Annotated in this window: 23 protein-coding genes and 1 pseudogene; 3 read left to right on the plus strand and 21 right to left on the minus strand. The window is 59.4% G+C overall.

Annotated elements, in window-relative coordinates:
- Nucleotides 1-5: 5 nt before the first annotated feature.
- Together ccmB and ccmA are read right to left on the minus strand one after the other, a co-directional pair.
- A complete protein-coding gene (gene ccmB, locus AC19YQ_RS10055; protein WP_133076033.1) occupies nucleotides 6-674 on the minus strand; it encodes a heme exporter protein CcmB in 669 nt (222 codons plus the stop codon).
- Nucleotides 671-1,252 (minus strand): cytochrome c biogenesis heme-transporting ATPase CcmA, encoded by a 582-nt coding sequence (gene ccmA / locus AC19YQ_RS10060; protein ID WP_374105687.1) that lies wholly within the window; start codon nucleotides 1,250-1,252, stop codon nucleotides 671-673. The genes ccmB and ccmA overlap by 4 nt, the downstream gene beginning before the upstream one ends.
- A 245-nt stretch (nucleotides 1,253-1,497) precedes the next feature.
- On the opposite strand from ccmA, the gene fliK reads away from it, so the two are divergent.
- Both fliK and AC19YQ_RS10070 read left to right on the plus strand, forming a co-directional pair.
- On the plus strand, nucleotides 1,498-3,069 hold the full coding sequence (fliK, locus tag AC19YQ_RS10065; protein ID WP_500595046.1) for a flagellar hook-length control protein FliK: 1,572 nt from the start codon (nucleotides 1,498-1,500) through the stop codon (nucleotides 3,067-3,069).
- Nucleotides 3,066-3,380 carry an EscU/YscU/HrcU family type III secretion system export apparatus switch protein gene (locus AC19YQ_RS10070; protein WP_500595047.1) on the plus strand — a complete coding sequence of 105 codons (315 nt, stop codon included), beginning with the start codon at nucleotides 3,066-3,068 and terminating at the stop codon, nucleotides 3,378-3,380. The genes fliK and AC19YQ_RS10070 overlap by 4 nt, the downstream gene beginning before the upstream one ends.
- Before the next feature lie 127 nt (nucleotides 3,381-3,507).
- On the opposite strand, the gene AC19YQ_RS10075 is transcribed toward AC19YQ_RS10070, so the two are convergent.
- Nucleotides 3,508-4,785 (minus strand): amidase, encoded by a 1,278-nt coding sequence (locus AC19YQ_RS10075; protein ID WP_500595048.1) that lies wholly within the window; start codon nucleotides 4,783-4,785, stop codon nucleotides 3,508-3,510.
- A 29-nt stretch (nucleotides 4,786-4,814) separates the two neighbouring features.
- Nucleotides 4,815-5,228, minus strand: a complete 414-nt coding sequence (locus AC19YQ_RS10080; protein WP_339476766.1) for a VOC family protein — start codon at nucleotides 5,226-5,228, stop codon at nucleotides 4,815-4,817.
- 108 nt (nucleotides 5,229-5,336) lie between these two features.
- Here AC19YQ_RS10080 and AC19YQ_RS10085 point away from each other — a divergent pair, with 108 nt between their 5' ends.
- Nucleotides 5,337-6,203, plus strand: a complete 867-nt coding sequence (locus AC19YQ_RS10085) for a LysR substrate-binding domain-containing protein (RefSeq protein WP_500595049.1) — start codon at nucleotides 5,337-5,339, stop codon at nucleotides 6,201-6,203.
- A 115-nt stretch (nucleotides 6,204-6,318) separates the two neighbouring features.
- Here AC19YQ_RS10085 and AC19YQ_RS10090 read toward each other — a convergent pair whose 3' ends face one another.
- The 17 genes and pseudogenes from AC19YQ_RS10090 to AC19YQ_RS10170 all read right to left on the minus strand — a co-directional run.
- Complete coding sequence (locus tag AC19YQ_RS10090; protein WP_133076027.1) at nucleotides 6,319-6,711, minus strand: DUF2802 domain-containing protein; 393 nt, start codon at nucleotides 6,709-6,711, stop codon at nucleotides 6,319-6,321.
- On the minus strand, nucleotides 6,712-7,194 hold the full coding sequence (locus AC19YQ_RS10095) for a chemotaxis protein CheW (RefSeq protein WP_133076026.1): 483 nt from the start codon (nucleotides 7,192-7,194) through the stop codon (nucleotides 6,712-6,714).
- Nucleotides 7,195-7,232: 38 nt separating this feature from the next.
- Complete coding sequence (locus tag AC19YQ_RS10100; protein WP_133076025.1) at nucleotides 7,233-7,955, minus strand: CheW domain-containing protein; 723 nt, start codon at nucleotides 7,953-7,955, stop codon at nucleotides 7,233-7,235.
- Nucleotides 7,956-8,039: 84 nt separating this feature from the next.
- Nucleotides 8,040-8,828, minus strand: coding sequence for a ParA family protein (locus tag AC19YQ_RS10105; RefSeq protein ID WP_133076024.1), 789 nt, complete (start codon nucleotides 8,826-8,828; stop codon nucleotides 8,040-8,042).
- Nucleotides 8,829-8,866: 38 nt separating this feature from the next.
- Nucleotides 8,867-9,757, minus strand: coding sequence for a flagellar motor protein MotD (gene motD / locus AC19YQ_RS10110; protein WP_219261014.1), 891 nt, complete (start codon nucleotides 9,755-9,757; stop codon nucleotides 8,867-8,869).
- 2 nt (nucleotides 9,758-9,759) lie between these two features.
- The gene (locus AC19YQ_RS10115; protein ID WP_133076022.1) at nucleotides 9,760-10,500 is read right to left on the minus strand and encodes a flagellar motor protein; all 741 of its coding nucleotides are present in this window, start codon (nucleotides 10,498-10,500) and stop codon (nucleotides 9,760-9,762) included.
- The gene (locus AC19YQ_RS10120; protein ID WP_500595050.1) at nucleotides 10,500-11,645 is read right to left on the minus strand and encodes a protein-glutamate methylesterase/protein-glutamine glutaminase; all 1,146 of its coding nucleotides are present in this window, start codon (nucleotides 11,643-11,645) and stop codon (nucleotides 10,500-10,502) included. The genes AC19YQ_RS10115 and AC19YQ_RS10120 overlap by 1 nt, the downstream gene beginning before the upstream one ends.
- Before the next feature lie 49 nt (nucleotides 11,646-11,694).
- Complete coding sequence (locus tag AC19YQ_RS10125; protein WP_500595051.1) at nucleotides 11,695-13,863, minus strand: chemotaxis protein CheA; 2,169 nt, start codon at nucleotides 13,861-13,863, stop codon at nucleotides 11,695-11,697.
- A gap of 62 nt (nucleotides 13,864-13,925) precedes the next feature.
- Nucleotides 13,926-14,714 carry a protein phosphatase CheZ gene (locus AC19YQ_RS10130; RefSeq protein ID WP_133076019.1) on the minus strand — a complete coding sequence of 263 codons (789 nt, stop codon included), beginning with the start codon at nucleotides 14,712-14,714 and terminating at the stop codon, nucleotides 13,926-13,928.
- Nucleotides 14,715-14,734: 20 nt separating this feature from the next.
- Nucleotides 14,735-15,106 (minus strand): chemotaxis response regulator CheY, encoded by a 372-nt coding sequence (locus tag AC19YQ_RS10135; RefSeq protein ID WP_019828845.1) that lies wholly within the window; start codon nucleotides 15,104-15,106, stop codon nucleotides 14,735-14,737.
- Nucleotides 15,107-15,308: 202 nt separating this feature from the next.
- Nucleotides 15,309-16,049, minus strand: a complete 741-nt coding sequence (fliA, locus tag AC19YQ_RS10140; protein WP_019828842.1) for an RNA polymerase sigma factor FliA — start codon at nucleotides 16,047-16,049, stop codon at nucleotides 15,309-15,311.
- A complete protein-coding gene (gene fleN, locus AC19YQ_RS10145; protein ID WP_095028721.1) occupies nucleotides 16,049-16,876 on the minus strand; it encodes a flagellar synthesis regulator FleN in 828 nt (275 codons plus the stop codon). The genes fliA and fleN overlap by 1 nt, the downstream gene beginning before the upstream one ends.
- Nucleotides 16,877-16,995: 119 nt before the next feature.
- Nucleotides 16,996-18,312 (minus strand): flagellar biosynthesis GTPase FlhF, encoded by a 1,317-nt coding sequence (gene flhF, locus AC19YQ_RS10150; protein WP_095021423.1) that lies wholly within the window; start codon nucleotides 18,310-18,312, stop codon nucleotides 16,996-16,998.
- Nucleotides 18,313-18,323: 11 nt separating this feature from the next.
- Nucleotides 18,324-20,453, minus strand: coding sequence for a flagellar biosynthesis protein FlhA (gene flhA, locus AC19YQ_RS10155; RefSeq protein ID WP_133076257.1), 2,130 nt, complete (start codon nucleotides 20,451-20,453; stop codon nucleotides 18,324-18,326).
- 126 nt (nucleotides 20,454-20,579) lie between these two features.
- A complete protein-coding gene (locus AC19YQ_RS10160) occupies nucleotides 20,580-21,533 on the minus strand; it encodes a fimbrial protein (RefSeq protein WP_500595052.1) in 954 nt (317 codons plus the stop codon).
- A gap of 139 nt (nucleotides 21,534-21,672) precedes the next feature.
- Complete coding sequence (locus AC19YQ_RS10165; protein WP_500595053.1) at nucleotides 21,673-22,611, minus strand: fimbrial protein; 939 nt, start codon at nucleotides 22,609-22,611, stop codon at nucleotides 21,673-21,675.
- A gap of 43 nt (nucleotides 22,612-22,654) precedes the next feature.
- Nucleotides 22,655-22,876, minus strand: a pseudogene (locus AC19YQ_RS10170) (hypothetical protein); the annotation flags it as partial.

Below are 22,876 nucleotides of genomic sequence, written 5' to 3' on the forward strand. Positions count from 1 at the left end.
CCTCATTATTCACCGACGCTGATTTTCAGGCCGGCAGCTATAGCAAAGGGTGTCAGGGTTACTGCCAGGGCGGTCAGGCTACCAAGCCACAGCAGATAACCGGTTGCGGGCATGCCCTGGAGTGCCGCCTGCAAGGCGCCACTGCCCAGGATCAGCACCGGGATATATAAAGGCAAAATCAGCAACGCCAGCAGCAGGCCGCCACGCTTGAGGCCAACGGTCAGTGCAGCCCCCACGGCCCCGAGCAGGCTCAATACCGGCGTCCCGAGCAGCAATGACATCAGCAACACCGGCAGGCAGGCTACCGGCAGCCCCAGCATCAAGGCCAGCAGTGGCGACAGGATGACCAGCGCCAGGCCGGAGAACAGCCAGTGTGCCAGCACTTTGGCCAAGACCAGTAGTGGCAGGGGGTGCGACGAAAGGACCCACTGTTCAAGGGATCCGTCCTCAAAATCACTGCGAAAAAGCCCGTCCAGCGAGAGCAAAACCGCTAAAAGCGCCGCGACCCACAGCAGCCCCGGAGACAAGGTTTGCAACAATTGAGTCTCGGGTCCGACCGCCAAAGGGAACATGGCGATCACAATTGCAAAAAATACCAGGGGGTTGGCCAACTCGGCCGGACGGCGAAACAGCAAGCGCGCCTCACGCGTTACCAACGTTGCGAACACACTCATACAGCCCACTGCCCCAGGTCGATATTGCGATAACCGGCCGGCATCCGGCTCAACGTATGGTGTGTGGTAAGCACCACCATGCCGCCGCTTTCGCAGTGGCGGGCCAGGTGTTCTTCGAGTTGCGCCACGCCTTGTTTGTCGAGCGCGGTAAAAGGCTCGTCGAGGATCCACAACGGCGGGCTGTCCAGATACAAACGGGCCAGCGCCACACGCCGCTGCTGGCCGGCCGACAAGGTGTGGCACGGCACATCTTCAAAGCCCTTGAGCCCTACCGCCGCCAGTGCCGTCCAGATCGCTTCGCGGGTGGCCGGGCGGTGCAACGCACAGAGCCAGCCCAGGTTCTCTTCGGCGGTGAGCAAATCCTTGATCCCGGCGGCATGGCCGATCCACAGCAGGTTGGTCGTCAGTTCATGGCGCTGACTGCTCAAGGCCTGACCGTTGAGGCGTACTTCCCCCGCCGTCGGCTGCATCAGGCCCGCCAACAATCGCAGCAGGCTGGTTTTGCCGCTGCCGTTGGGGCCGCTGATTTGCAACATGTCACCGCTGGCCAGACGCAATTCGAGGTTCTCGAACAACATCCGCCAGTCACGCTCACAGGCGAGCGATACGGCTTCTAAAAGAGGGCTGGTCACGTAATTGAGGCCTTCACGGTTCAAGTCGGCTCAGGCGCGGCCGTTAAAGTGATGCAGAATAAATGCATTTGCGGCCGGTTTCAGAGAGCTGGATCAAACAATTGCAATGTTTTCATGCCCTCTGAACGACGGGGCAGCATTATACATGCCATGTCCTACGCTAAAGAGGGCAATTTCGACAGGTTGTTACGATGAAAGGCGACATGAATATTCCACCTATTCCACAAACCACGCCCAGTAGTCTGCGCCCCGGTCTTGTGGGCGGTGAAGTGCTCACGTTGTTACAGCCTGCCGAAGGCCTGATAAGACCCGGCCAAAGTGCCCAGGCAGAAGTGATATCGCTCAAGCAAAACGATCTGGCGTTCCAGTTGCTGCTCAAGCTGACCCTGGCCGGTGGTCGGGAAACCAACGTCCAGGCCAGCAGCAACTTTCCTTTGCCCGTGGGCACACAGTTGGCCGTGACCCAGCCTTCAGCAGGCAATCTTGCGATCAGCCTGCAACAGGCACTGAGTAGCAGCGTCGCCACCCTGACCCGCCTTGATACGCAACAAGTCCCCGTGGGCACGCTGCTCCAGGGCAAAGTGCTGACCACCCAGGCGTTGGCCCAACCCGCCGGGCAACCGGCAATCTATCGCTCGTTGGTCACACTGCTCAACAGCGCCTTGAGCGGCAGCACCCTGACCCTGGACAGCCCGCAGCCTTTGCGGATCGGCAGTTTGTTGAGCGCCCGGGTGCACGATGCGCAAAGCCTGAACTTTGTCCCGCTCAGTGGGCGCCAGGAGCAACTGGCCGTCACGCAGCAACTCGCAATCCAACAAAGCCGCCAAGGGTCACTGGAGGGACTGCTCGGCGCCCTGCAAAAACTGCCGCCCAACGCACAGATGCCTCCTGAACTACGTGCCTCTATCGACACGCTGTTGGCTCAATTGCCTACACCCTCGCAACTGAGCAGCCCCAAAGCACTGAGCAGTGCTTTGCTCAACAGCGGCGCATTCCTGGAAGCCAAGTTGCTCAGCGGTCAGGTACAAGCACTGGCTCCGGACATGAAGGCCACGTTGCTGCGACTGATTGCGCAGATTCTGCCCGGCGTACCGGCCAGTACCGGTTTCAATCCCGGCATGGCTGCCAGCACCCAGGCCCAGGCACTGCCGACCTTTGTGCGCAATGCCCTGGGCATGCTCGGCCAGGTCAGCGCCAAGCCGCAGCCGGGCGGTTTCCCCCTGCCCCAGCGTTCGGTGCAGAGCGGCGAACATGAAGACAGCCTGGAAAACTTGCTGAAACTGGCAGCGGCGGCCATTTCACGCCTGCAAAGTCATCAGTTGTCGAGTCTTGAGCAAAGCGGACGCACGGCCGATGGCGGCGTGCTGACCACATGGCAACTGGAAATCCCCATGCGCAATGCGCACGACATCGTGCCTTTGCAGGTCAAGTTTCAGCGAGAAGACCCGCCCGAAAAAGAGCCACAAGACACACCCGAGCCCCGGGAAATCAAGGACCCGCTGTGGCGGGTAGAACTGGCCTTCGACCTCGCACCTCTGGGTCCGCTGCATGTGCAGGCGCAGCTGCTGCGCGGCAACCTGTCGGGCCAGCTGTGGGCCGAACAGGCCTCTACGGCGCACTTGATCGAGAGCCAGCTGGGCGACTTGCGCCAGCGTTTGAACGACGCAGGGTTGAGCGTGACCGATCTGGACTGCCACCAGGGCACCCCGCCACAGAGCGGCCACACCCGACTGGAACAACGCTGGGTGGACGAAACCGCATGAACACAGAGTCCGTACCCCGCCAGGCGATAGCCCTCAAATACGACGGCAAACAGGCCCCTACCCTCACCGCCAAAGGCGACGATGAATTGGCGCAAGCCATCCTCATACTGGCCCGCGAGCATGGGGTGCCGATCTATGAAAATGCCGAGCTGGTCAAATTACTGGCGCGCATGGAATTGGGCGACAGCATCCCGCAGGAGTTGTACCGAACCCTGGCAGAAATCATTGCCTTTGCCTGGCAGCTCAAAGGCAAATTCCCGACAGGGTTTGATCCGGATGCCGAGCCGCAAGAGCGGGATATCACCCCCTGACAGCCTCAGACCTTGTAGTCGCTGCCGAGGAACGAAGGCTGCGATCGACGGCACAGCGGTCAGTCAGTCAAACCGTGTCGACACCCTCGCGAGCAAACCCGCTCCCACAGGGCATGGTTTGGCACCCTCACGATCGCAAGGCACTGTCCACCTGCTGCGCAGCCTCAAGCAGCACACTGTCCTGACGAAAACCACCAATCAGTTGCAACCCCACCGGCAGTTCACCCGGCTGCCTGGGTAAGGGAATGTTGATTTGAGGCAGCCCGAATGCCATCCAGCATTTGCAAAAGTCCGAAGGACCCGTCGTTTCCAGGCCCAGGGGCGCAACCATGCCGCAGGTAACGCTCAGCATCCCATCGAAGGGTGCAAAAATCGCCTGCAGTCTCGGTGCCTGCGCAGCCAGGCGAGCCTTGGCCGCTGACTCATGCTCCCATGTCGTACCCCTGGCCCGCTCGATCATGGCCACCACTGACGGGCTCAGCAGTTCAGGGCTCGATTGCCACTCTTTGGACAGCGACCGTGCGCCCTCGCAGTCATTGATCAACAGGTGGTCGTCAAACACGTTCGCAAAATCATCCGGCAGGTCCACTGTGGTCACGGTGTGGCCTGCAGCCTTCAACCTCTGGACCGCCGCCAGTAAAGCGTCAGCCACCATCGGGTCCACCTGGTCCCAGCGCGCAGTACGACAAAACCCGAACGTCCTGCTGCCGCTCTCCCGAGCCGATTGCGGCAAACCGGGCACCAGTACCTGAGCGACGAGCGCCAGGTCGCGAACCGACCGGCCATACCAGCCCAGCGTGTCGAAGCTGGGCGCCAAGGGTTTGATCCCTTCCAGCGAAACCAGCCCATAGGAAGGTTTGAACGCATACAGCCCGCAATAGGACGCAGGCTTGAGCAGCGAGCCCGCCGTTTGCGTGCCCAGCGCCACAGGAAAGAAACCCGCGGCCATGCCTGCAGCAGAACCGGCACTGGAGCTGCCTGGAGTCCGGTCCAGATCATGGGGATTGCGGGTCGGCCCGGTTTGCATATAGGCAAACTCGGTGGTGTGGGTCTTGCCCATGATCACCGCTCCCGCCTGTCGCAGCAGCGCAACCACATGGGCATCGCGAGACGGCCAGTTGTTGTCATAGATCGGGGAGTAAAAACCCGTGGGGTGGTCGCGGGTATCAATGATGTCCTTGACCCCAATCGGCACTCCGGCCAGCAAGCCGTTGATCCCGGGGCTGCTCAGCCCCTGTGCCTGTTTGCGCACCACCTGCGGGTCGAGGGCGACGAACGCCCGGATCGCAGACTCACGGGCGTTTGTCTGGTTCAGAAAATGCTCGGCCACTCTGCCGGGGCTCAGGTGCGCGGTACGGACCTGTTCGGCAATCGAGTGGGCGTCCGCCGTGTCGAGAAAGCTCATGCTGTATTCAACCTCTGCTCATGACTGCGTTACTGGGCATACACCGACGCCCACTCTGTAAAACCCTTGATCTCGATGGGGTTGCCCGAAGGATCGAGGAAAAACATCGTCGCCTGCTCCCCCGGGGTCCCGACAAAACGAAGGGTCGGCTCCAGCACAAACTCCACGCCGCGATCCATCAGACGCTCTTTCAAGGCCAGCCAGTCAGGCATGCTCAGCACCACCCCGAAATGCGGCATGGGCACCCAGTGATCGCCCACTTTACCGGTGTTGCTGACGGCAAACGGCTCACCCAGGTGCAAGGACAATTGATGGCCGAAAAAATCGATGTCCAGCCACGTATCAGTGCTGCGACCTTCCGCGCAGCCCAGCACATCGCAGTAAAAGCGGCGCGCCGAGCCCAGATCGTGAACGTGATAAGCAAAATGAAAGAGTGATTGCACAGTAACCTCCTGAAACTTGAAATAGCCCAATGCCCCTGCAGGAAATCATGCAGTGCGCCATTCAAAAGAGATAACCTGTTATTTTTTCCATAAAAGAAAGAAATTCTTATGGATACGCGCTATCTCAGAAGCCTGATCGCCGTGGTGGAATGCGGGTCAATCGCCAAGGCGGCCCGCCTGGAAAACCTGACGGCTGCCGCGGTCAGCCAGCGTATTGTGGCGCTCGAACGGCAATTGGGGCTCCAGCTTCTGGTGCGGGTCGGCCACGAGGCCAAGCCCAGCCTGGCCTGCGTGGAATTGCTGCCCAGGGCCAGAAGCATCGTCGATGAAGTGGCGCTTCTGGCAAGTGACGTCGACGCCCTGGGCCTGACCGGTCCCTTGCGCATCGGTGCGATTTCGACGGTACTCACGGGCCTTCTGCCCCAGGCCTTGCGCAGCCTGACCCGCTCAACTCCCCAACTGAAACCGGTGATCGTTCCAGGGACATCCCGCTCGCTGTATCAGGCGCTGGAGGCCAACGAACTGGATGCCGCGATAGTGGTCGCGCCGCCGTTCACGCTGGCCAAGACCTTCGATGGGGTATTGCTACGCAAGGAACCCTTGGTGTTTATCTCCAATGAGCACTCAACCCAGGGCATCGACGCGCGCCTGCAAAACTGCCCGTATATCCAATATGACCCGGATGCGTGGGGGGGCCGCCATGCCGTCCAGTACCTGCAAGACCAGGGGCTCAAACCAGCCGCCCTGCTGGATCTGGATGCGCTGGAAACCATCGCCCTGCTGACCGCGCAGGGGTTGGGAGTCAGCCTGGTGCCTTGCTGGTCGGGGATTGAGCGCTGGACGGACAGTTGTGTCGTGGAGCCTGTGGGTGACGAACGCTATGACCGCAGGATTATGCTGATCAGTCATGCACAAGGGCCAAGGGTGCGAATGATTGAAGCGTTGAAACAGGCGCTGCAGGAGAAGACGCCATGAACTGATCTGTGGGAGCGGGCTTGCTCGCGATGCAGGCGCTGCGGTCTTTCAACTTAATCGCGTCGACCTTATCGCGAGCAAGCCCGCTCCCACAGGATCAGATGCAGATGCAGGTTCAGCCCTTGTGCATCTTGCTCATCAACTCGGCCTCGGCCTGAGTCAAACCACAGGCCTGGGTCAGTTCGTCAACGCTGGCGCCCATGCTGACCAGGCGCGCTGCCTGGTTGAACGACAGGCTGGTGGGGTCGCGCTGTTCCAGCTGGGTCAGCTTCTCGGGCAACGGGGCGACCACCGCGCGCAGCTCGTGCAGGTCTTCACCCATTTGCACATTGCCGTTCTGGTAGGTGTCCAGCCGCCGCGCCAGTTCCCTGAGGCGCCGGTCACGCTGCTCATCGCCCGCAACCTGCTGCGCCGCGAGCACGCGCTGACGGCGCACATGGCTCACGAACAACCACAGGGTCACGGCCCACAACAGGCCCAGGACGATTACCGCCACCTCAAGGATCAATCAGATGTTCTCCAGATCCGACCATTCTTCTTCGGTCATCATTTTGTCCAGCTCAACCAGAATCAGCAGTTCGCCGTTCTTGTTGCATACGCCCTGGATAAACTTGGCCGACTCGTCGTTGCCCACATTAGGCGCCGTTTCGATTTCAGACTGACGCAGGTAAACCACCTCGGCCACGCTGTCGACCAGAATCCCGACCACTTGTTTGTCCGCTTCGATGATGACGATGCGCGAATTGTCGGTGATTTCTGCGTTGTAGAGGCCAAAACGCTGACGCGTATCGATGACCGTCACCACGTTGCCGCGCAGGTTGATAATGCCCAGCACGTAGGAAGGCGCACCGGGGACCGGGGCAATTTCGGTGTAACGCAGCACTTCCTGGACTTGCATCACATTGATGCCGTAGGTCTCGTTGTCCAGCTTGAAGGTCACCCATTGCAGGATTGGATCTTCACTACTTTGTTGTGCGGCTGACTGTTTCATACACCAAACCCTTGACTGAATACCGCTGATTTAAATAATTACTGCTTGCCCTTGGCAATCAACTCGGCCAATTGCGCCACGTCCAGCAATGCGCACATGTGTTCAATCACGGTGCCCGCCAGCCACGGCCGCTGCCCACGCTGGGAGCGCCATTTGATTTCGTTCGGATGCAGGCGCAATGAGCGGCTGACTTGATGCACCGCCAACCCCCACTCGTAGCCCTGCACGGAAATAACGTATTGCAGGCCCTCGCGAAAATCATCGCGATAGCGCTCGGGCATCACCCAGCGCGCGGTATCCAGCACGTTGAGCTTGCCGCTCTGGCTCGGCAGTATCCCCAGGAACCAGTCCGGCTGACCAAACAGCGGCGTCAGTTCACGACCGGCCAGCGAATAGATAGAACCCAGGCACACCAACGGCACCGCCAGGGTCAACCCGGCCACGTCGAACAGCAGGCACTCGAAGGGTTCTGCGGCCCACGCGGGGCGGCCATCATCGGGTATCGGCAAATGCGCACCGGGCGCACTTGGCCGATGAACCTCGACCAACGGATGGGCCAGCGCTTCGGCGGGCACGCCCACTTGCGAGAGTTCCACCGGCATGGCCAGCGGCGCTTCAACAGGCGCGTCAGTGGCCGGTTCAAGTTCCGGCGCAGCGGGTTCAACCGACTCCAGCGCCTGGGTTGCATCAAACAGCAAGTCGTCCAGATACGACTGCAACGCCACTTGCGAGCGGTTGGAAAGTGCTATCGGCTGCGTCATAAAGTGCCCCACTCAACAGCCTCGCGACAGAGACTTGTAGACGTTATCGGCCACACGGGACCGATACTTGAATAACCGTCCACCTCAAGCCACCTGAGGGGCAAGCTGGCGGGTCAGTACGTGCTTGAGCAACGCACGATAGGCGATTACCCCCCGGGTCTTGTCATCGAACTGCGAAGGCGTCTGCCCTGCCCGGCTGGCATCACGCAAGCGGGTGTCGACCGGGATGAAGCCCTGCCACAGGGTGTCGGGATACACGTCGCGCAACACCCGCAAGGTGCTCATCGAGGCCTGGGTACGGCGGTCAAACAAGGTCGGCACGATGCAAAACGGCAGTTCCTGCGCCCGCGAGCGATTGATCATGCGCAGGGTGTGGACCATGCGCTCCAGGCCCTTGAGGGCCAGATGCTCGGTCTGCACCGGAATGATCAATTGCTGGCTGGCCGCCAATGCGTTGACCATCAGCACACCCAGGATCGGCGGGCTGTCGATGATGGCGTAGTCATAGTCCTGCCACAGTTGCGCCAGGCTGCGCGCAATCACCAGGCCCAGGCCACTTTGCCCCGGCGCCTGACGTTCCAGGGTCGCCAGGGCGGTGGTCGCCGGCAGCAAGGCAATCTTCTCGTGGCTGGTGGGCAGCAGCAATTGCGCAGCCAGACCTTCCGGCACCTGGCCCTGATGCAGAAAGAGGTCATACACGCTGTGTTCCAGACCATCGGGGTCATACCCGAAATAACTGGTCATGGAGCCGTGCGGGTCGAGATCGACCACAACCACCCGCTTTCCCGCTTCTGCCAGCAAACCGGCCAGAGCGATGGATGTGGTGGTCTTGCCGACCCCACCTTTTTGATTGGCTACTGCCCAGACTCTCATTCAGTTGTTCCTCCCGGCTGCATGCGTGCCGGCCGAGACTATAGGGTTGGTGACGGGGAATTGACGGCATTCCCTCTAACCAGTGGCTGTGTCTGTGGCGGTGCAGTTTGTGTGCCAGCACGCTTGAGGGCGGCATCCGGTGTCGCGTTGGCGGTTCCCGTACCGGTCAGGCTGCGACGCACCTCCAGGTTACGCGACACCACCAGCACCACCCGACGGTTGAGCGCACGCCCCTCCGGGGTTGCGTTATTGGCCACCGGCTGGAACTCGCCGTAACCCACCGACGCCATGCGCCCCGGGTTCACGCCCTGCATCGCCAGCATGCGCACGATGCTCGCCGAGCGTGCCGACGACAGTTCCCAGTTGGTGGGATATTGCGCAGTACGGATCGGCAGATCGTCCGTAAAGCCCTCGACGTGAATCGGGTTTTCGAACGGCTTCAGGATCGCTGCCACCTTGTCGATAATGGTGAACGCTGCATTGCTGGGCATCGCGTCGCCACTGCCGAACAGCAAGCTTGAGTTGAGTTCGATTTCAACCCACAACTCATTGCCGCGCACGGTCAATTGTTTGGACGCGATCAAGTCGCCAAACGCATGGGTGATGTCATTGGCAATGGTTTTAAGCGGGTCATCGGGGACTTGCCCAAGGCCCGCGTCGGTATGTTCACTGTCTTTGATCAAGGGTTCGGCAGGCGCGACCGTCAGCGGGCGTTCCTGACCAATGGGCACCGGCTTGATGCTGCGCTCGGTGTCATTGAACACGCCCACCAGCGCCTGGGAGATCACCCGATACTTGCCTTCGTTGATCGAGGAAATCGAGTACATGACCACGAAGAAGGCAAACAGCAAGGTGATGAAGTCCGCGTAGGACACCAGCCAGCGCTCGTGATTGATGTGTTCATCCGCAGGGCGACGGCGACGGCTCATAGTTAACCCGTGAAGCCTTGAAGCTTGAGTTCGATTGAGCGCGGATTCTCGCCTTCGGCAATCGACAGGATGCCTTCGAGCAGCATTTCGCGGTACAGCGACTGGCGCATGGCAATGGCCTTGAGCTTGCTGGCGATGGGCAGCAACACCAGGTTGGCACTGGCTACCCCGTAAATGGTCGCCACAAACGCCACCGCAATTCCGCTGCCCAGTTGTCCCGGATCGGCCAGATTGCCCATCACATGGATCAGGCCCATGACCGCGCCGATAATGCCGATGGTCGGCGCATAACCGCCCATGCTTTCAAATACTTTGGCGGCTTCGATGTCGCGGCTTTCCTGGGTCATGTAATCGACCTCCAGCACGCTGCGAATGGTTTCTGGCTCAACCCCGTCAACCAGCAACTGCAGGCCCTTGCGCGAATAATTGTCGGGCTCGGTGTCGGCCACGCCTTCCAGGCCCAGCAAGCCTTCCTTGCGCGCCGTCAGGCTCCAGTTGACGACACGGTCAATGCCCCCCGCCATGTCGATACGCGGCGGAAACAAGATCCACACCACGGTCTGCATCGCCCGCTTGAATGCGCTCATGGGCGACTGCAACAGTGCCGCGCCCACCGTCCCGCCCAGCACGATCAGCGCTGCCGGACCATTGGCCAGGGCGCCGAGATGGCCGCCCTCCAGGTAGTTGCCGCCGATGATCGCGACAAACGCCATGATGATGCCAATCAGGCTGAGCACATCCATCAGTGGCAGGCCTCCACCAGGTGTTTGCCGATGTCATCAAGGCTGTACACCGCGTCGGCCAGGTTGGCTTTGACGATGGCCATCGGCATGCCGTAAATCACGCAGCTGGCTTCGTCCTGTGCCCACACCTGACTGCCGCCCTGCTTGAGCATGCGGGCACCTTCACGGCCGTCCGCGCCCATACCGGTCAGGACCACCGCCAAAACTTTGTCACCAAAGGACTTGGCAGCCGAACCGAAGGTGATATCCACACACGGCTTGTAGTTCAAACGCTCGTCACCCGGCAGGATGCGTACCGCGCCGCGACCGTCAATCATCATTTGCTTGCCGCCCGGTGCCAGCAGGGCCAGGCCGGGGCGCAGGATGTCGCCGTCTTCGGCTTCCTTGACGCTGATGCGGCACAGCTTGTCCAGGCGCTCGGCAAACGCCTTGGTAAACGCCGCCGGCATGTGCTGCACCAGCACAATCGGCGCCGGAAAATTGCCCGGCAACTGGGTCAACACCCGCTGCAAGGCCACCGGCCCGCCGGTCGAGGTGCCGATGGCGACCAGTTTGTAGGCCTTGCGCTTGGGCATGCCCGACGTTGATGCCGGTGCAGGCGCGCCACGGCTGGCAATCGGCGTGGTGCGCGCAGGGGGCAACGAGGCGGTCGGCGCGGGGGGCACAAAACCGCCAAGGGCAGGCCGAGGCACAGGCGCAGGGGCTGAGACCGCAGGCGCTGGCGCGCTGTAGCTGGACATTCGGCGGTTGCTGCGCGAGATGCTGTGAACCTTTTCGCACAGCATCTGCTTGACCTTCTCGGGGTTGCGCGAGATGTCTTCGAAGTTTTTCGGCAAAAAATCCACCGCCCCGGCATCCAGCGCATCGAGGGTCACGCGGGCGCCCTCGTGGGTCAGCGAGGAAAACATCAATACCGGGGTCGGACAGCGCTGCATGATATGACGCACGGCCGTGATGCCATCCATCAACGGCATCTCGTAATCCATCGTGATCACGTCCGGCTTGAGCGCCAGCGCCTGATCGATGGCTTCCTTGCCATTGGTGGCGGTGCCGATCACTTGAATCGTCGGGTCAGCCGACAGAATTTCCGAGACGCGGCGGCGGAAAAAACCGGAATCATCCACCACCAGGACCTTGACTACCATAAACACTCCGTTAGGCGGTGCGGGGCGCAAAAGCCCCGGCTCACCAGAATCAAATACGCCGTGATGCGTAGTGCTTGAGCATGCTCGGAACATCCAGAATCAAGGCAATACGGCCATCACCGGTAATGGTGGCGCCCGACATGCCTGGCGTGCCCTGGAGCATTTTGCCCAACGGCTTGATCACCACCTCTTCCTGGCCGACCAGTTGATCGACCACAAAACCGATGCGCTGGGTACCGACCGACAAAATCACCACATGCCCTTCGCGCTGTTCTTCGTGGGCGGCAGACGCCACCAGCCAGCGCTTGAGGTAGAACAACGGCAGGGCCTTGTCGCGCACGATCACCACTTCCTGGCCGTCGACCACGTTGGTGCGCGACAGGTCGAGATGGAAAATCTCGTTGACGTTGACCAGCGGGAACGCAAACGCCTGGTTGCCCAGCATCACCATCAGGGTTGGCATGATCGCCAGGGTCAGCGGCACCTTGATGACGATTTTCGAGCCACGACCCAGCACCGACTCGATGCTCAGCGAGCCATTGAGCTGAGCGATCTTGGTTTTCACCACGTCCATGCCCACGCCACGTCCGGACACATCGCTGATCTCGGTCTTGGTGGAAAAGCCCGGTGCAAAAATCAGGTTGTAGCAGTCGCTTTCGCTCAGGCGATCGGCTGCGTCCTTGTCCATCAGGCCTTTTTTCACCGCCAGGGAGCGCAGGAAATTGGCATCCATGCCTTTGCCGTCATCGGAGATCGACAGCAGGATATGGTCGCCTTCCTGCTCTGCCGACAGCACCACCCGACCGCAGCTTGGCTTGCCTGCAGCAGCACGTTCTTCCGGGGTTTCGCAACCATGGTCGACGGCGTTGCGCACCAAGTGGACCAGTGGATCGGCCAGGGCTTCGACGAGGTTTTTATCCAGGTCGGTCTCTTCGCCCACCAATTCCAGGCTGATTTCTTTCTTCAACTGACGCGCCAGATCCCGCACCAGCCGCGGGAAGCGACCGAATACTTTTTTGATCGGCTGCATCCGGGTCTTCATCACTGCGGTTTGCAGGTCGGCGGTGACCACGTCGAGGTTGGACAGGGCCTTGGCCATGTCCTCGTCATGGCTGTTCAGGCCCAGGCGCACCAGACGGTTACGCACCAGCACCAGTTCGCCGACCATGTTCATGATGTCGTCCAGCCGTGCGGTATCGACCCGCACGGTGGTTTCTGCCTCAGAGGCAACGGGCTTTTCCGACGGTGCAGCTGCCGCCCGGGCCGGGGCGGCACGCGCAGCCGCAACCGGTTTGGCGGGCACAGCCGCAGCGACAACGGCTGCGGAGTCCGGACTGAACTTGCCTTTACCATGCATCTCATCGAGCAGGGCTTCGAATTCGTGATCGCTGATCAGGTTCGGGTCGCCCGCTGGCTCCTCGGCCGCGGCAACAGGCTCGGCGGTCGCAGCGCCCAGTGCGTCGGTGTTGAACGCACCCTTGCCATGTAGTTGATCGAGCAAGGCCTCGAATTCATCGTCGGTGATTTCATTGCTGACTTCAGCTACGGCTGCTGGCGCTTCGTCGGGCACTGCGCCGACCACTGCGGCATCCGCAGAAAACTGGCCCTTGCCGTGCAACTGGTCAAGCAGCAACTCAAATTCGGCGTCGCTGATTTCGTCACCCGCCGAGATGTCTGCCGGGACAACCGGCTCGGGCTCGTGGGCAGCGGCCTTGACCGCATCGAGGGATTCCAGCAGCTGTTCAAATTCGCTGTCGGTGATATCCGTCACCGGGGCTGCGACTACCGCCACCGGCACAGGCTCAGGTGCTGCAACCACGTGAGCGGTGGCAGGTTCTGCCAGACGCGCCAGCGCCGCCAGCAACTCGGGGGTCGCCGCGGTGATCGGGCTGCGCTCGCGTACTTCGCTGAACATGCCGTTGACCGCATCCAGTGCCTCAAGCACCACGTCCATCAACTCCGCGTCGACGCCTCGTTCACCCTTGCGCAGGATGTCGAAGACGTTCTCGGCGATGTGACAGCACTCCACCAATTCATGGAGCTGCAGGAAGCCGGCGCCCCCTTTGACAGTATGAAAACCGCGAAAAATGGCATTGAGCAGGTCCGCATCATCCGGTCGGCTTTCCAGCTCGACCAGTTGCTCGGACAGCAACTCCAGAATTTCGCCGGCTTCAACCAGGAAATCCTGAAGGATTTCTTCATCGGCGCCGAAGCTCATGTACGTGCTCCTTGAGAAAGGCCCGCGACGCCAGGCAACAGCGCCCGCACGTCTATCGAGTCCTAAAAACCTAAACTGGACAGCAAATCGTCTACATCATCCTGACCGGATACGACGTCATTACGTGTATCGGCATGAATCTGCGGACCTTCACCCTTGGCCTGGTTTTTTTGCGAATTATTTTCAGCACGCAACGCATCACGGTCGTGTTCGATGCCGGCAAAGCGGTCTACCTGACTGGCCATCAGCACCAGTTTGAGCAGATTGCTTTCAACGTCCGTGACCAGTTGCGTTACCCGCTTGATGACCTGACCGGTAAGGTCCTGGAAATCCTGGGCCAGCAAGATGTCGGTGAGGTTGGCGGACACGACCTGACTTTGCTCGTCGCTACGCGTCAAAAAACTGTCAACCCGACGCGCCAGCTCGCGAAACTCCTCGGCACCGATTTCACGGCGCATGAAGCGACCCCAGTCTGCACTCAGGGCCTTGGCTTCCTGCCCCAGGCCGTTGACCAGCGGCGTGCTGTTTTCCACCAGGTCCATGGTTCGATTGGCGGCCGCTTCCGTGAGCTTCACAACATAAGCCAGGCGTTCCGTGGCATCCGTGATCTGCGACACTTCTTCGGCTTGCGGCATGCTCGGATCAATATGGAAATTGACAATTGCACTGTGCAGTTCACGGGTCAGTTTGCCGACTTCGCGATACAACCCGCGATCACGGGTCTGGTTGAGTTCGTGAATCAGCTGCACTGCATCGCCAAACTGGCCTCTTTCAAGGCTTTCGACCAATTCGTGAGCATGTTTTTTCAGGGTCGACTCAAAATCGCCCTGTGTAGATTCTTTATGCTCCATAGCGCCCCCAAGGCAACCGATCAACCGATGCGATCAAAGATCTTCTCGATCTTGTCTTTGAGTGCGATAGCCGTGAACGGCTTGACCACATAGCCGTTAACACCGGCCTGGGCGGCTTCGATGATCTGCTCGCGCTTGGCTTCGGCGGTCACCATCAGCACCGGCAAGTGCTTGAGTTTTTCGTCGGCGCGCACGTGGCGCAGCAACTCGATACCGGTCATGCCCGGCATGTTCCAGTCGGTCACCAAAAAGTCGATGTGACCCAGATTGAGGATCGGCAACGCCGTGATGCCGTCGTCCGCCTCGACCGTGTTGGTGAACCCCAGGTCACGCAACAGGTTTTTAATGATCCGCCGCATCGTTGAAAAATCATCAACGATAAGGATTTTCATGTTCTTGTCCAATTCGACCTCCAAGCAGTCTTAAACGCGCCCGGTCTGGGGACACGCCATTCAATCAATTCGTTTTCAAACACCGCCAGAATCGACTGTGGGAGCGGGCTTGCTCGCGATGCTGGCGGCGCGGTTTTTCTGATTCACCGTGTCGATCCCATCGCGAGCAAGCCCGCTCCCACAATAAGTACGCGTGTTCCCGTCAGTGCGCTCGCCACTGGCTCAGGCGTGCACGCAGCCGCGCTGCGCACTGGCTGTGCAGCTGGCTCACACGGGACTCGCTGACCCCCAGCACTTCGCCGATTTCCTTGAGGTTCAGTTCCTCGTCGTAGTACAGCGCCAACACCAGCCGCTCACGCTCGGGCAGATGGGCAATCGCATCGGCCAGCGCGCCCTGGAAGCGTTCGTCTTCCAGATCGCGGGACGGCTCCGGGTGAGCACTTGCGCCATCCTCATGCAGCCCTTCGTGTTCGCCGTCCTGCAACAAGTCGTCGAAACTGAACAGACGGCTGCCCAGGGTGTCATTCAAGATGGCGTAATAATCATCAAGGCTTAACTGGAGTTCGGCCGCAACTTCATGATCTTTAGCGTCACAACCGGTTTTTGCTTCAATTACCCGAATTGCATCGCTGACCATGCGCGTATTGCGGTGGACAGAGCGCGGGGCCCAGTCGCCTTTTCGCACTTCATCGAGCATGGCGCCACGAATGCGAATCCCGGCATAGGTCTCAAAACTCGCTCCCTTGGTGGCGTCGTATTTGCCCGACACCTCGAGCAGCCCGATCATCCCGGCCTGGATCAGGTCGTCCACCTGCACGCTGGCCGGCAAGCGCGCCAACAGGTGATAGGCAATGCGCTTGACCAAAGGGGCGTAGCGCTCGATCAGCTCGTACTGGCTGTCACGGGACGCCTTGCTGTACATGCGATAGCCACTGGCGGTCATTAAAAGCGCCCCCCTGCTTGCTGCACCAGACGCTCGACAAAGAACTCCAGATGCCCGCGGGGGTTGGCGGGCAGCGGCCAGGTGTCGACTTTCTGGGCGATGGCTTTAAACGCCAGGGAGCACTTGGAGCGCGGGAACGCTTCGTAGACGGCCCGCTGTTTTTGTACGGCCTTGCGCACGCATTCGTCATACGGAACGGCGCCCACGTATTGCAGGGCCACATCGAGAAAACGGTCGGTGACTTTAGTCAATTTGGCGAACAGATTGCGCCCTTCCTGCGGGCTCTGGGCCATGTTCGCCAATACGCGAAAGCGGTTCATGCCGTAATCGCGATTGAGCAGCTTGATCAGCGCATAGGCATCGGTGATCGATGTCGGCTCGTCGCAGACCACCAGCAGCACTTCCTGGGCGGCGCGCACAAAGCTGACCACCGACTCGCCAATCCCGGCAGCGGTGTCGATCACCAGCACATCCAGATTGTCGCCGAGGTCGCTGAAGGCCTGGATCAGACCGGCGTGTTGCGCCGGGCTCAGCTGCACCATGCTCTGGGTGCCTGAAGCCGCCGGCACGATACGAATCCCGCCAGGGCCTTGCAGCAAGACATCGCGCAGCTCGCAACGCCCCTCGACCACATCGGCCAGGGTGAATTTGGGGGTCAGGCCCAGCAGGACATCGACATTCGCCAGTCCAAGGTCCGCGTCCATCAACAGAACGCGCCTGCCCAGCTCGGCCAATGCGATGGACAAGTTGACTGAGACGTTAGTTTTACCGACGCCACCCTTGCCGCCGGTCACTGCGATCACCTGTACGGGATGCATGCTGCCCATGATCTTTTTTTACCTTGTCTTACTTAGACGCGGCTACATGCGTTGGCTGCCCGTTCCCCATTGGAACAAAACCTTCAGACCATCAGATGTAGGTACATTGCAACGTAATCTTGACTACCTCAGCCTACCCGCTTGGGAGGGCTGTGATAGATATCAGCGAACATATCGGCCATGGCTTCTTCGCTGGGTTCTTCCTGCATTTGCACACTCACTGCGCGACTCACCAACTGGTGACGGCGCGGCAGGTGAAGGTCATCCGGAATCCTTGGACCATCGGTGAGGTACGCCACCGGCAACCCGTGGCTGATCGCCAGGCTCAACACTTCGCCCAGGCTTGCCGTTTCATCCAGTTTGGTCAGGATGCAACCGGCCAGCCCGCAACGCTTGTAACTGAGGTACGCCGCCGTCAGCACCTGTTTCTGGCTGGTGGTGGCCAGTACCAGATAATTTCTGGCCTTGATCCCTCGCCCCGCGAGGCTTTCCAGCTGCAGGCGCAACGCCGGATCGCTGGCTTGCAGCCCGGCGGTGTCCACCAGCACCACGCGCTTGCGCACCAGTGGCTCAAGGGTCTGGCCCAACGACTGACCGGGGGCCACGTGGGTCACCGGTACGTTGAGAATCCGGCCCAGGGTCTTGAGTTGCTCCTGGGCGCCAATTCGAAAGCTGTCCATGCTCACCAGGGCAATGTTCTGCGCGCCGTACTTGAGCACATAACGCGCCGCCAGCTTGGCCAGCGTGGTGGTTTTACCCATCCCTGCGGGACCGACCATCGCGATCACACCGCCCTCTTCCAGCGGTTCCAGCTCAGGCGTGGCAATCATGCGCGCCAGGTGCGCCAACAGCATCCGCCAGGCCTGACGCGGCTCCTCGATGCCGGCCACTTGCGCCAGCAGATCACGGGACAGCGGCCCGGACAGGCCGATACGCTGCAGGCGACGCCACAGATTGGCCTGGGCAGGCTTGGCATCCTGCAACTGGCTCCAGGCCAGCGAGCCGAGCTGCACTTCGAGCAACTCGCGCAAACCGTTGAGTTCATGACGCATGTTGTCGAATGCGCGCTGATCAATGGTCGGTGCGGCTGGCGCAGGTGCAGGGCGCGGCGGCTCTTCAAGGGTCGGCTCGATCAACGGCTCGGCGGCGGTCAGCGGCAGACCGGCAAACAACTGACGGTTGTCCCCCGCCTCGCCCTCACCGCGCAGGCTCAACTCGGCCTGGGCCGAGACAATCCGCGACTGGGTCTTGCGCAGCTCTTCTTCGAGCTCAATGTTCGGTACACGGGGTGCCAGCGCGGACAGCTTGTAGTCCAGGGCCGCGGTCAACTCAACGCCCCCGGCTATCCGGCGGTTGCCAATAATGGCGGCGTCCGCCCCCAGTTCATCACGAATCAGCTTCATGGCCTGACGCATATCGGCGGCGAAAAATCGCTTCACTTGCATAAACCAAACCCTCAGCCGTTAGGGCCTACTGTTGCAACGATCGTGACCTGCTTGTTGTCAGGAATTTCCTGGTAAGCCAGTACATGCAGGTTGGGCACCGCCAGACGGCCAAAACGCGAAAGCATCGCGCGTACCGGGCCTGCCACCAACAAAATCACTGGATTACCTTGCATCTCCTGACGCTGAGCAGCGTCGATCAACGAGCGCTGGAGCTTTTCTGCCATGCTTGGCTCCAGCAACACGCCCTCTTCCTGGCCTTGTCCGGCCTTCTGCAAACTATTGAGCAATATTTGTTCCAACCTTGGCTCCAAGGTGATCACAGGCAGCTCAGACTCAACGCCTACAATGCTTTGCACGATGGCGCGCGACAACCCGACCCGCACCGCGGCAACCAAAGCGGCAGTATCTTGACTCTTATGGGCATTGTTCGCGACGGCTTCGGCAATGCTGCGAATGTCACGCACCGGTACCTGTTCAGCCAGCAGGGCCTGCAACACTTTGAGCAGTTGGGACAGGCTCAGGATGCCCGGCACCAGCTCTTCAGCCAGCTTGGGTGAAGACTTGGCCAGCAGTTGCATCAACTGCTGCACTTCTTCATGACCGATCAACTCATGGGAGTGTTTGTACAGAATCTGGTTAAGGTGGGTCGCCACTACCGTACTGGCGTCCACTACGGTATAGCCCAGCGATTGCGCCTGACTGCGCTGGCTGACCTCAATCCACACCGCTTCCAGACCAAAGGCCGGATCCTTGGTGGTAATGCCGTTGAGCGTGCCGAACACCTGCCCCGGATTGATCGCCATCTCGCGGTCCGGGTAGATCTCGGCCTCGGCCAGGATCACCCCCATCAGGGTCAGGCGATACGCACTGGGGGCCAGGTCGAGGTTGTCGCGGATATGCACGGTGGGCATCAGAAAGCCCAGATCCTGGGACAGCTTTTTGCGCACACCCTTGATCCGCGCCAGCAACTGGCCACCCTGATTGCGGTCAACCAGCGGAATCAGCCGATAGCCAACCTCCAGGCCGATCATGTCGATGGGCGTCACGTCATCCCAGCCCAGCTCCTTGGTCTCTTGGGCGCGGGCAGGCGATGGCAACAGCTCCTGTTGGCGCTTGACCTCCTGCAGGGCCTGGACCTTGACGACGTTCTGCTTCTTCCACATCAGGTACGCGACGCCACCGGCGACTGCGGCCAGGCTGAGAAAGGAAAAGTGCGGCATGCCCGGCACCATCCCCATCACAGCCATCAGGCCTGCCGACACGGCGAGTGCCTTGGGTGAGGCAAACATCTGGCGATTGATCTGCTTGCCCATGTCTTCGGAGCCCGAAGCACGGGTCACCATGATCGCGGCAGCGGTAGACAGCAACAGGGACGGCAACTGCGCCACCAAACCGTCACCGATGGTCAGCAAGGCGTACACCTTGCCCGCTTCGCTGAAGGTCATGCCGTGCTGGAAGATACCGACGGCCATGCCGCCGATCAGGTTGATAAACAGAATCAGCAGACCAGCGATGGCGTCACCGCGCACGAACTTGCTGGCACCGTCCATCGAGCCGTAGAACTCGGCCTCCTGGGCCACTTCCTGACGGCGGGCCTTGGCCTGGTTCTGGTCGATCAGACCGGCGTTGAGGTCGGCATCGATTGCCATTTGCTTGCCGGGCATGGCGTCGAGGGTAAAGCGGGCGCTCACTTCGGAGATACGCCCGGCACCCTTGGTCACGACCACGAAGTTGATGATCATCAAAATCGCAAAGACCACGATACCGACGACGTAGTTGCCACCGATCACCACTTCACCGAAGGCCTGGATCACCTTGCCTGCGGCGGCGTGACCTTCATGACCGTGGAGCATCACCACCCGGGTCGAGGCCACGTTCAGGGCCAGCCGCATCAGGGTGGCGACCAGCAAAATGGTGGGAAACACCGCAAAGTCCAGCGGCCGCAGGGCGTAAACGCACACCAGCAGCACCACAATCGACAGCGCGATGTTGAAGGTGAAAAACACGTCCAGCAGAAACGGCGGAACGGGCAACATCATCATTGCCAGCATCACCAGCAACAACAGCGGCACACCCAACTGTCCCCGACCCAGGCCGGCCAGACCGCTGCGCGCGGTGTTGATTAACTGAGAGCGATCCAGTGACATTGCGACAAACCTTTAGCAAACTTTTGACGCCATGTGCGCCGTAGAGCCTGCCTGTGCAAGAAACCTTCCAACTTTGGCCAATACGACTGAAACCTTCGTTTGCGCACGCGTCAGCCAGGTTCAAGGCACACTCATTACCAGCGTGGCACTCCCCGTGAAAGGTCCTGCGGCAGGAAAGCTGTCAGGTTTGCGAATAAGCGAAAACACGACCGTGTCCCTCCCTGAACTGTTGCTGATAGTGCCCCTGAACGAACCTCCTGTAGGGACGACTACATTGCTACGCAGCAAGGCGGTGGCCAGATTGGCATTGCTGGTGGCAAGGGCACTTGAGTTGAACGAGGAGGCAGTTCCCCTGAACGTGACGTTTATGGGGGAGTAAATACCCGGGTCAGGACAGGTATAGTTGAGCGTGACCGTTCGTGTGTTGGGCGAGCCCAGTGGCGTTTCCCCGATCACAACCGGGTCCACGGAGCCAAAATCGACATCTATGGGATTGTTATTGTTAATCGTGCAGGTGGACGGACTCAAGTTGAGTGAGTTGCGGGCAAACACATTGACAAATGTATTATATCCCCTGACAAACGTTGAGGATAAATACATAGCCATGTCCAACTCAACTATTGCAATTTTATCCCCTGATCTAATATTGACGTATTGCCCCGGCGCACTTGAAATATTCAAATATGGCCGACCCGACACACTCACATAAGATTCAAGTCTCTGTACCGCGAGGAGAATACCAAGCCTTATCGGTATTGGATAATTGACGCCCTCGACATTTAACCCTCCCCCGTAACTACTGTATCTGGGTTCAAGCCTGACCGCATTGAGAGCGGTCCTTGTGTATTGAATGGGGGTCAAGGGAGGGAAAATCGACATTCCATGCCTGCAATCCATCGTGTAACCATCCAACAAGATTTTCCCGGTGCCCATGTTCGCACTGACATCAACATACACATTAAACCCGTGTATTGACGCATCCACCCAATTACCGCCATTTACCCGACACTCCGGATCGCGTGCATTGGCGGCGTGAACCAGCATCAACAACATCAGCCCAGTCAGATATCTCATACAGTCCTCTTTAATATAAACAACACTGTAAAAAACGGCATGAACGATCGATTGGCAAGAAACGGCGCAACGGGCAACATCATCATTGCCAGCAACAACAGCGGCACACCTAACTGTCCCCGACCCAAGCCGGCCAGGTTCAAGGCACACTCAATACCAGCGTGGCACTCCCCGTGAAAGGCCCTGCGGCAGGGAAGCTGCCGGGTTTGCGAAATAGCGTAAACAACACCGTGTCGCTACCTGAACTGTTCGTTATGCGAGTCCTGAAAGAACCTCCCGGAGGGACTAATGCGCTGAGACGATGCATGCCTGTGGCAAGATTAGGGTTAGTTGTGGCAAGGGCACTTGAGTTAAACGAAGAGGCCGCCCCCACCAGCTTGATATCTATGGGTGAGTCAATACCCCTTTCAGGGCATGAATAATTCAAAGTGACACCTTGCCTGTAGGGTGTGCCGGCAGGTATATCCCCCCCGATTGCAACAGGATCCACCGAACCAAAGTCCACATTAATTGGGTTGTTGTTATTAATCGTACAGGTTGAGGGATTTAAATTGATTGCAAACCTCGAATACACATGAACTTGCGCAAAGACCTCCTTGATTTTCACTGCCCCTCTAAAGACCTTTACCCACAGACGAAACGTCAACACCTTGGCTCCCGCAGGTATTTCAATATAACCATTAGGCGGCGAATCAACCGTTAAATAAGGGTTCCCTCTACTAACCACCAATGTATTCCCCAGTAGCTGGTCCCCTATAAGAATACTGCGCACAGGTGATGTGTAATAACTACCATCCAATTTTAAGCCAGTTTTGAAATGAGCATATCGCGATTCCAATGCAACAGGATCGTAAGCAGTCCATATTTCCACCCTCTCATCGCCTAGCTGCCTGCAGGCAACACCTAAAGTCGTCACAAGTCTCCCGCCTTCCACAGCAACAGTACCACCGAAGAAGATAGCGTCAGCTCTAAGATCATTAACTTCAACATTCGTCCAGGCGGAACCACCCGCTTGACAATCTACAGCGCTGGCGACATTGACCAGCATCAACAACAACACGCCAATTAGATATCTCATCTATATCTTCACTATAAAATAGCCCTGCAAAAGGGTGACCCTTTCAAGGGTAATCCAACATGAACACAGAAGTGGCCGCAAAGTTACCGGCCGTTATTGATCGATTTACAATGGCCTGTGGCTCAGCCTTAATAAATGGGCGGCCGCGAAAACTGAGTGCAACACCTGACCTTTCCGGTACGGTGCTGCCCCTATGTCCTATTCCGAACTCAGCGTTGAAGAGCGCGCGATCATTCAGCTCAGTCAAGCTCAAGGCTTCACCCTG

This window comes from Pseudomonas sp. MF06569 (assembly GCF_059862735.1).

Excerpts from the sequence above, each read along its gene's own strand:
- ccmB (WP_133076033.1), bottom strand. The coding sequence starts at position 674 with ATGAGTGTGTTCGCAACGTTGGTAACGCGTGAGGCGCGCTTGCTGTTT.
- ccmA (WP_374105687.1), bottom strand. The coding sequence starts at position 1,252 with ATGTTGTTCGAGAACCTCGAATTGCGTCTGGCCAGCGGTGACATGTTG.
- fliK (WP_500595046.1), top strand. The coding sequence starts at position 1,498 with ATGAAAGGCGACATGAATATTCCACCTATTCCACAAACCACGCCCAGT.
- AC19YQ_RS10070 (WP_500595047.1), top strand. The coding sequence starts at position 3,066 with ATGAACACAGAGTCCGTACCCCGCCAGGCGATAGCCCTCAAATACGAC.
- AC19YQ_RS10075 (WP_500595048.1), bottom strand. The coding sequence starts at position 4,785 with ATGAGCTTTCTCGACACGGCGGACGCCCACTCGATTGCCGAACAGGTC.
- AC19YQ_RS10085 (WP_500595049.1), top strand. The coding sequence starts at position 5,337 with ATGGATACGCGCTATCTCAGAAGCCTGATCGCCGTGGTGGAATGCGGG.
- AC19YQ_RS10095 (WP_133076026.1), bottom strand. The coding sequence starts at position 7,194 with ATGAAACAGTCAGCCGCACAACAAAGTAGTGAAGATCCAATCCTGCAA.
- AC19YQ_RS10100 (WP_133076025.1), bottom strand. The coding sequence starts at position 7,955 with ATGACGCAGCCGATAGCACTTTCCAACCGCTCGCAAGTGGCGTTGCAG.
- AC19YQ_RS10105 (WP_133076024.1), bottom strand. The coding sequence starts at position 8,828 with ATGAGAGTCTGGGCAGTAGCCAATCAAAAAGGTGGGGTCGGCAAGACC.
- motD (WP_219261014.1), bottom strand. The coding sequence starts at position 9,757 with ATGAGCCGTCGCCGTCGCCCTGCGGATGAACACATCAATCACGAGCGC.
- AC19YQ_RS10115 (WP_133076022.1), bottom strand. The coding sequence starts at position 10,500 with ATGGATGTGCTCAGCCTGATTGGCATCATCATGGCGTTTGTCGCGATC.
- AC19YQ_RS10120 (WP_500595050.1), bottom strand. The coding sequence starts at position 11,645 with ATGGTAGTCAAGGTCCTGGTGGTGGATGATTCCGGTTTTTTCCGCCGC.
- AC19YQ_RS10125 (WP_500595051.1), bottom strand. The coding sequence starts at position 13,863 with ATGAGCTTCGGCGCCGATGAAGAAATCCTTCAGGATTTCCTGGTTGAA.
- AC19YQ_RS10130 (WP_133076019.1), bottom strand. The coding sequence starts at position 14,714 with ATGGAGCATAAAGAATCTACACAGGGCGATTTTGAGTCGACCCTGAAA.
- AC19YQ_RS10135 (WP_019828845.1), bottom strand. The coding sequence starts at position 15,106 with ATGAAAATCCTTATCGTTGATGATTTTTCAACGATGCGGCGGATCATT.
- fliA (WP_019828842.1), bottom strand. The coding sequence starts at position 16,049 with ATGACCGCCAGTGGCTATCGCATGTACAGCAAGGCGTCCCGTGACAGC.
- fleN (WP_095028721.1), bottom strand. The coding sequence starts at position 16,876 with ATGGGCAGCATGCATCCCGTACAGGTGATCGCAGTGACCGGCGGCAAG.
- flhF (WP_095021423.1), bottom strand. The coding sequence starts at position 18,312 with ATGCAAGTGAAGCGATTTTTCGCCGCCGATATGCGTCAGGCCATGAAG.
- AC19YQ_RS10160 (WP_500595052.1), bottom strand. The coding sequence starts at position 21,533 with ATGAGATATCTGACTGGGCTGATGTTGTTGATGCTGGTTCACGCCGCC.
- AC19YQ_RS10165 (WP_500595053.1), bottom strand. The coding sequence starts at position 22,611 with ATGAGATATCTAATTGGCGTGTTGTTGTTGATGCTGGTCAATGTCGCC.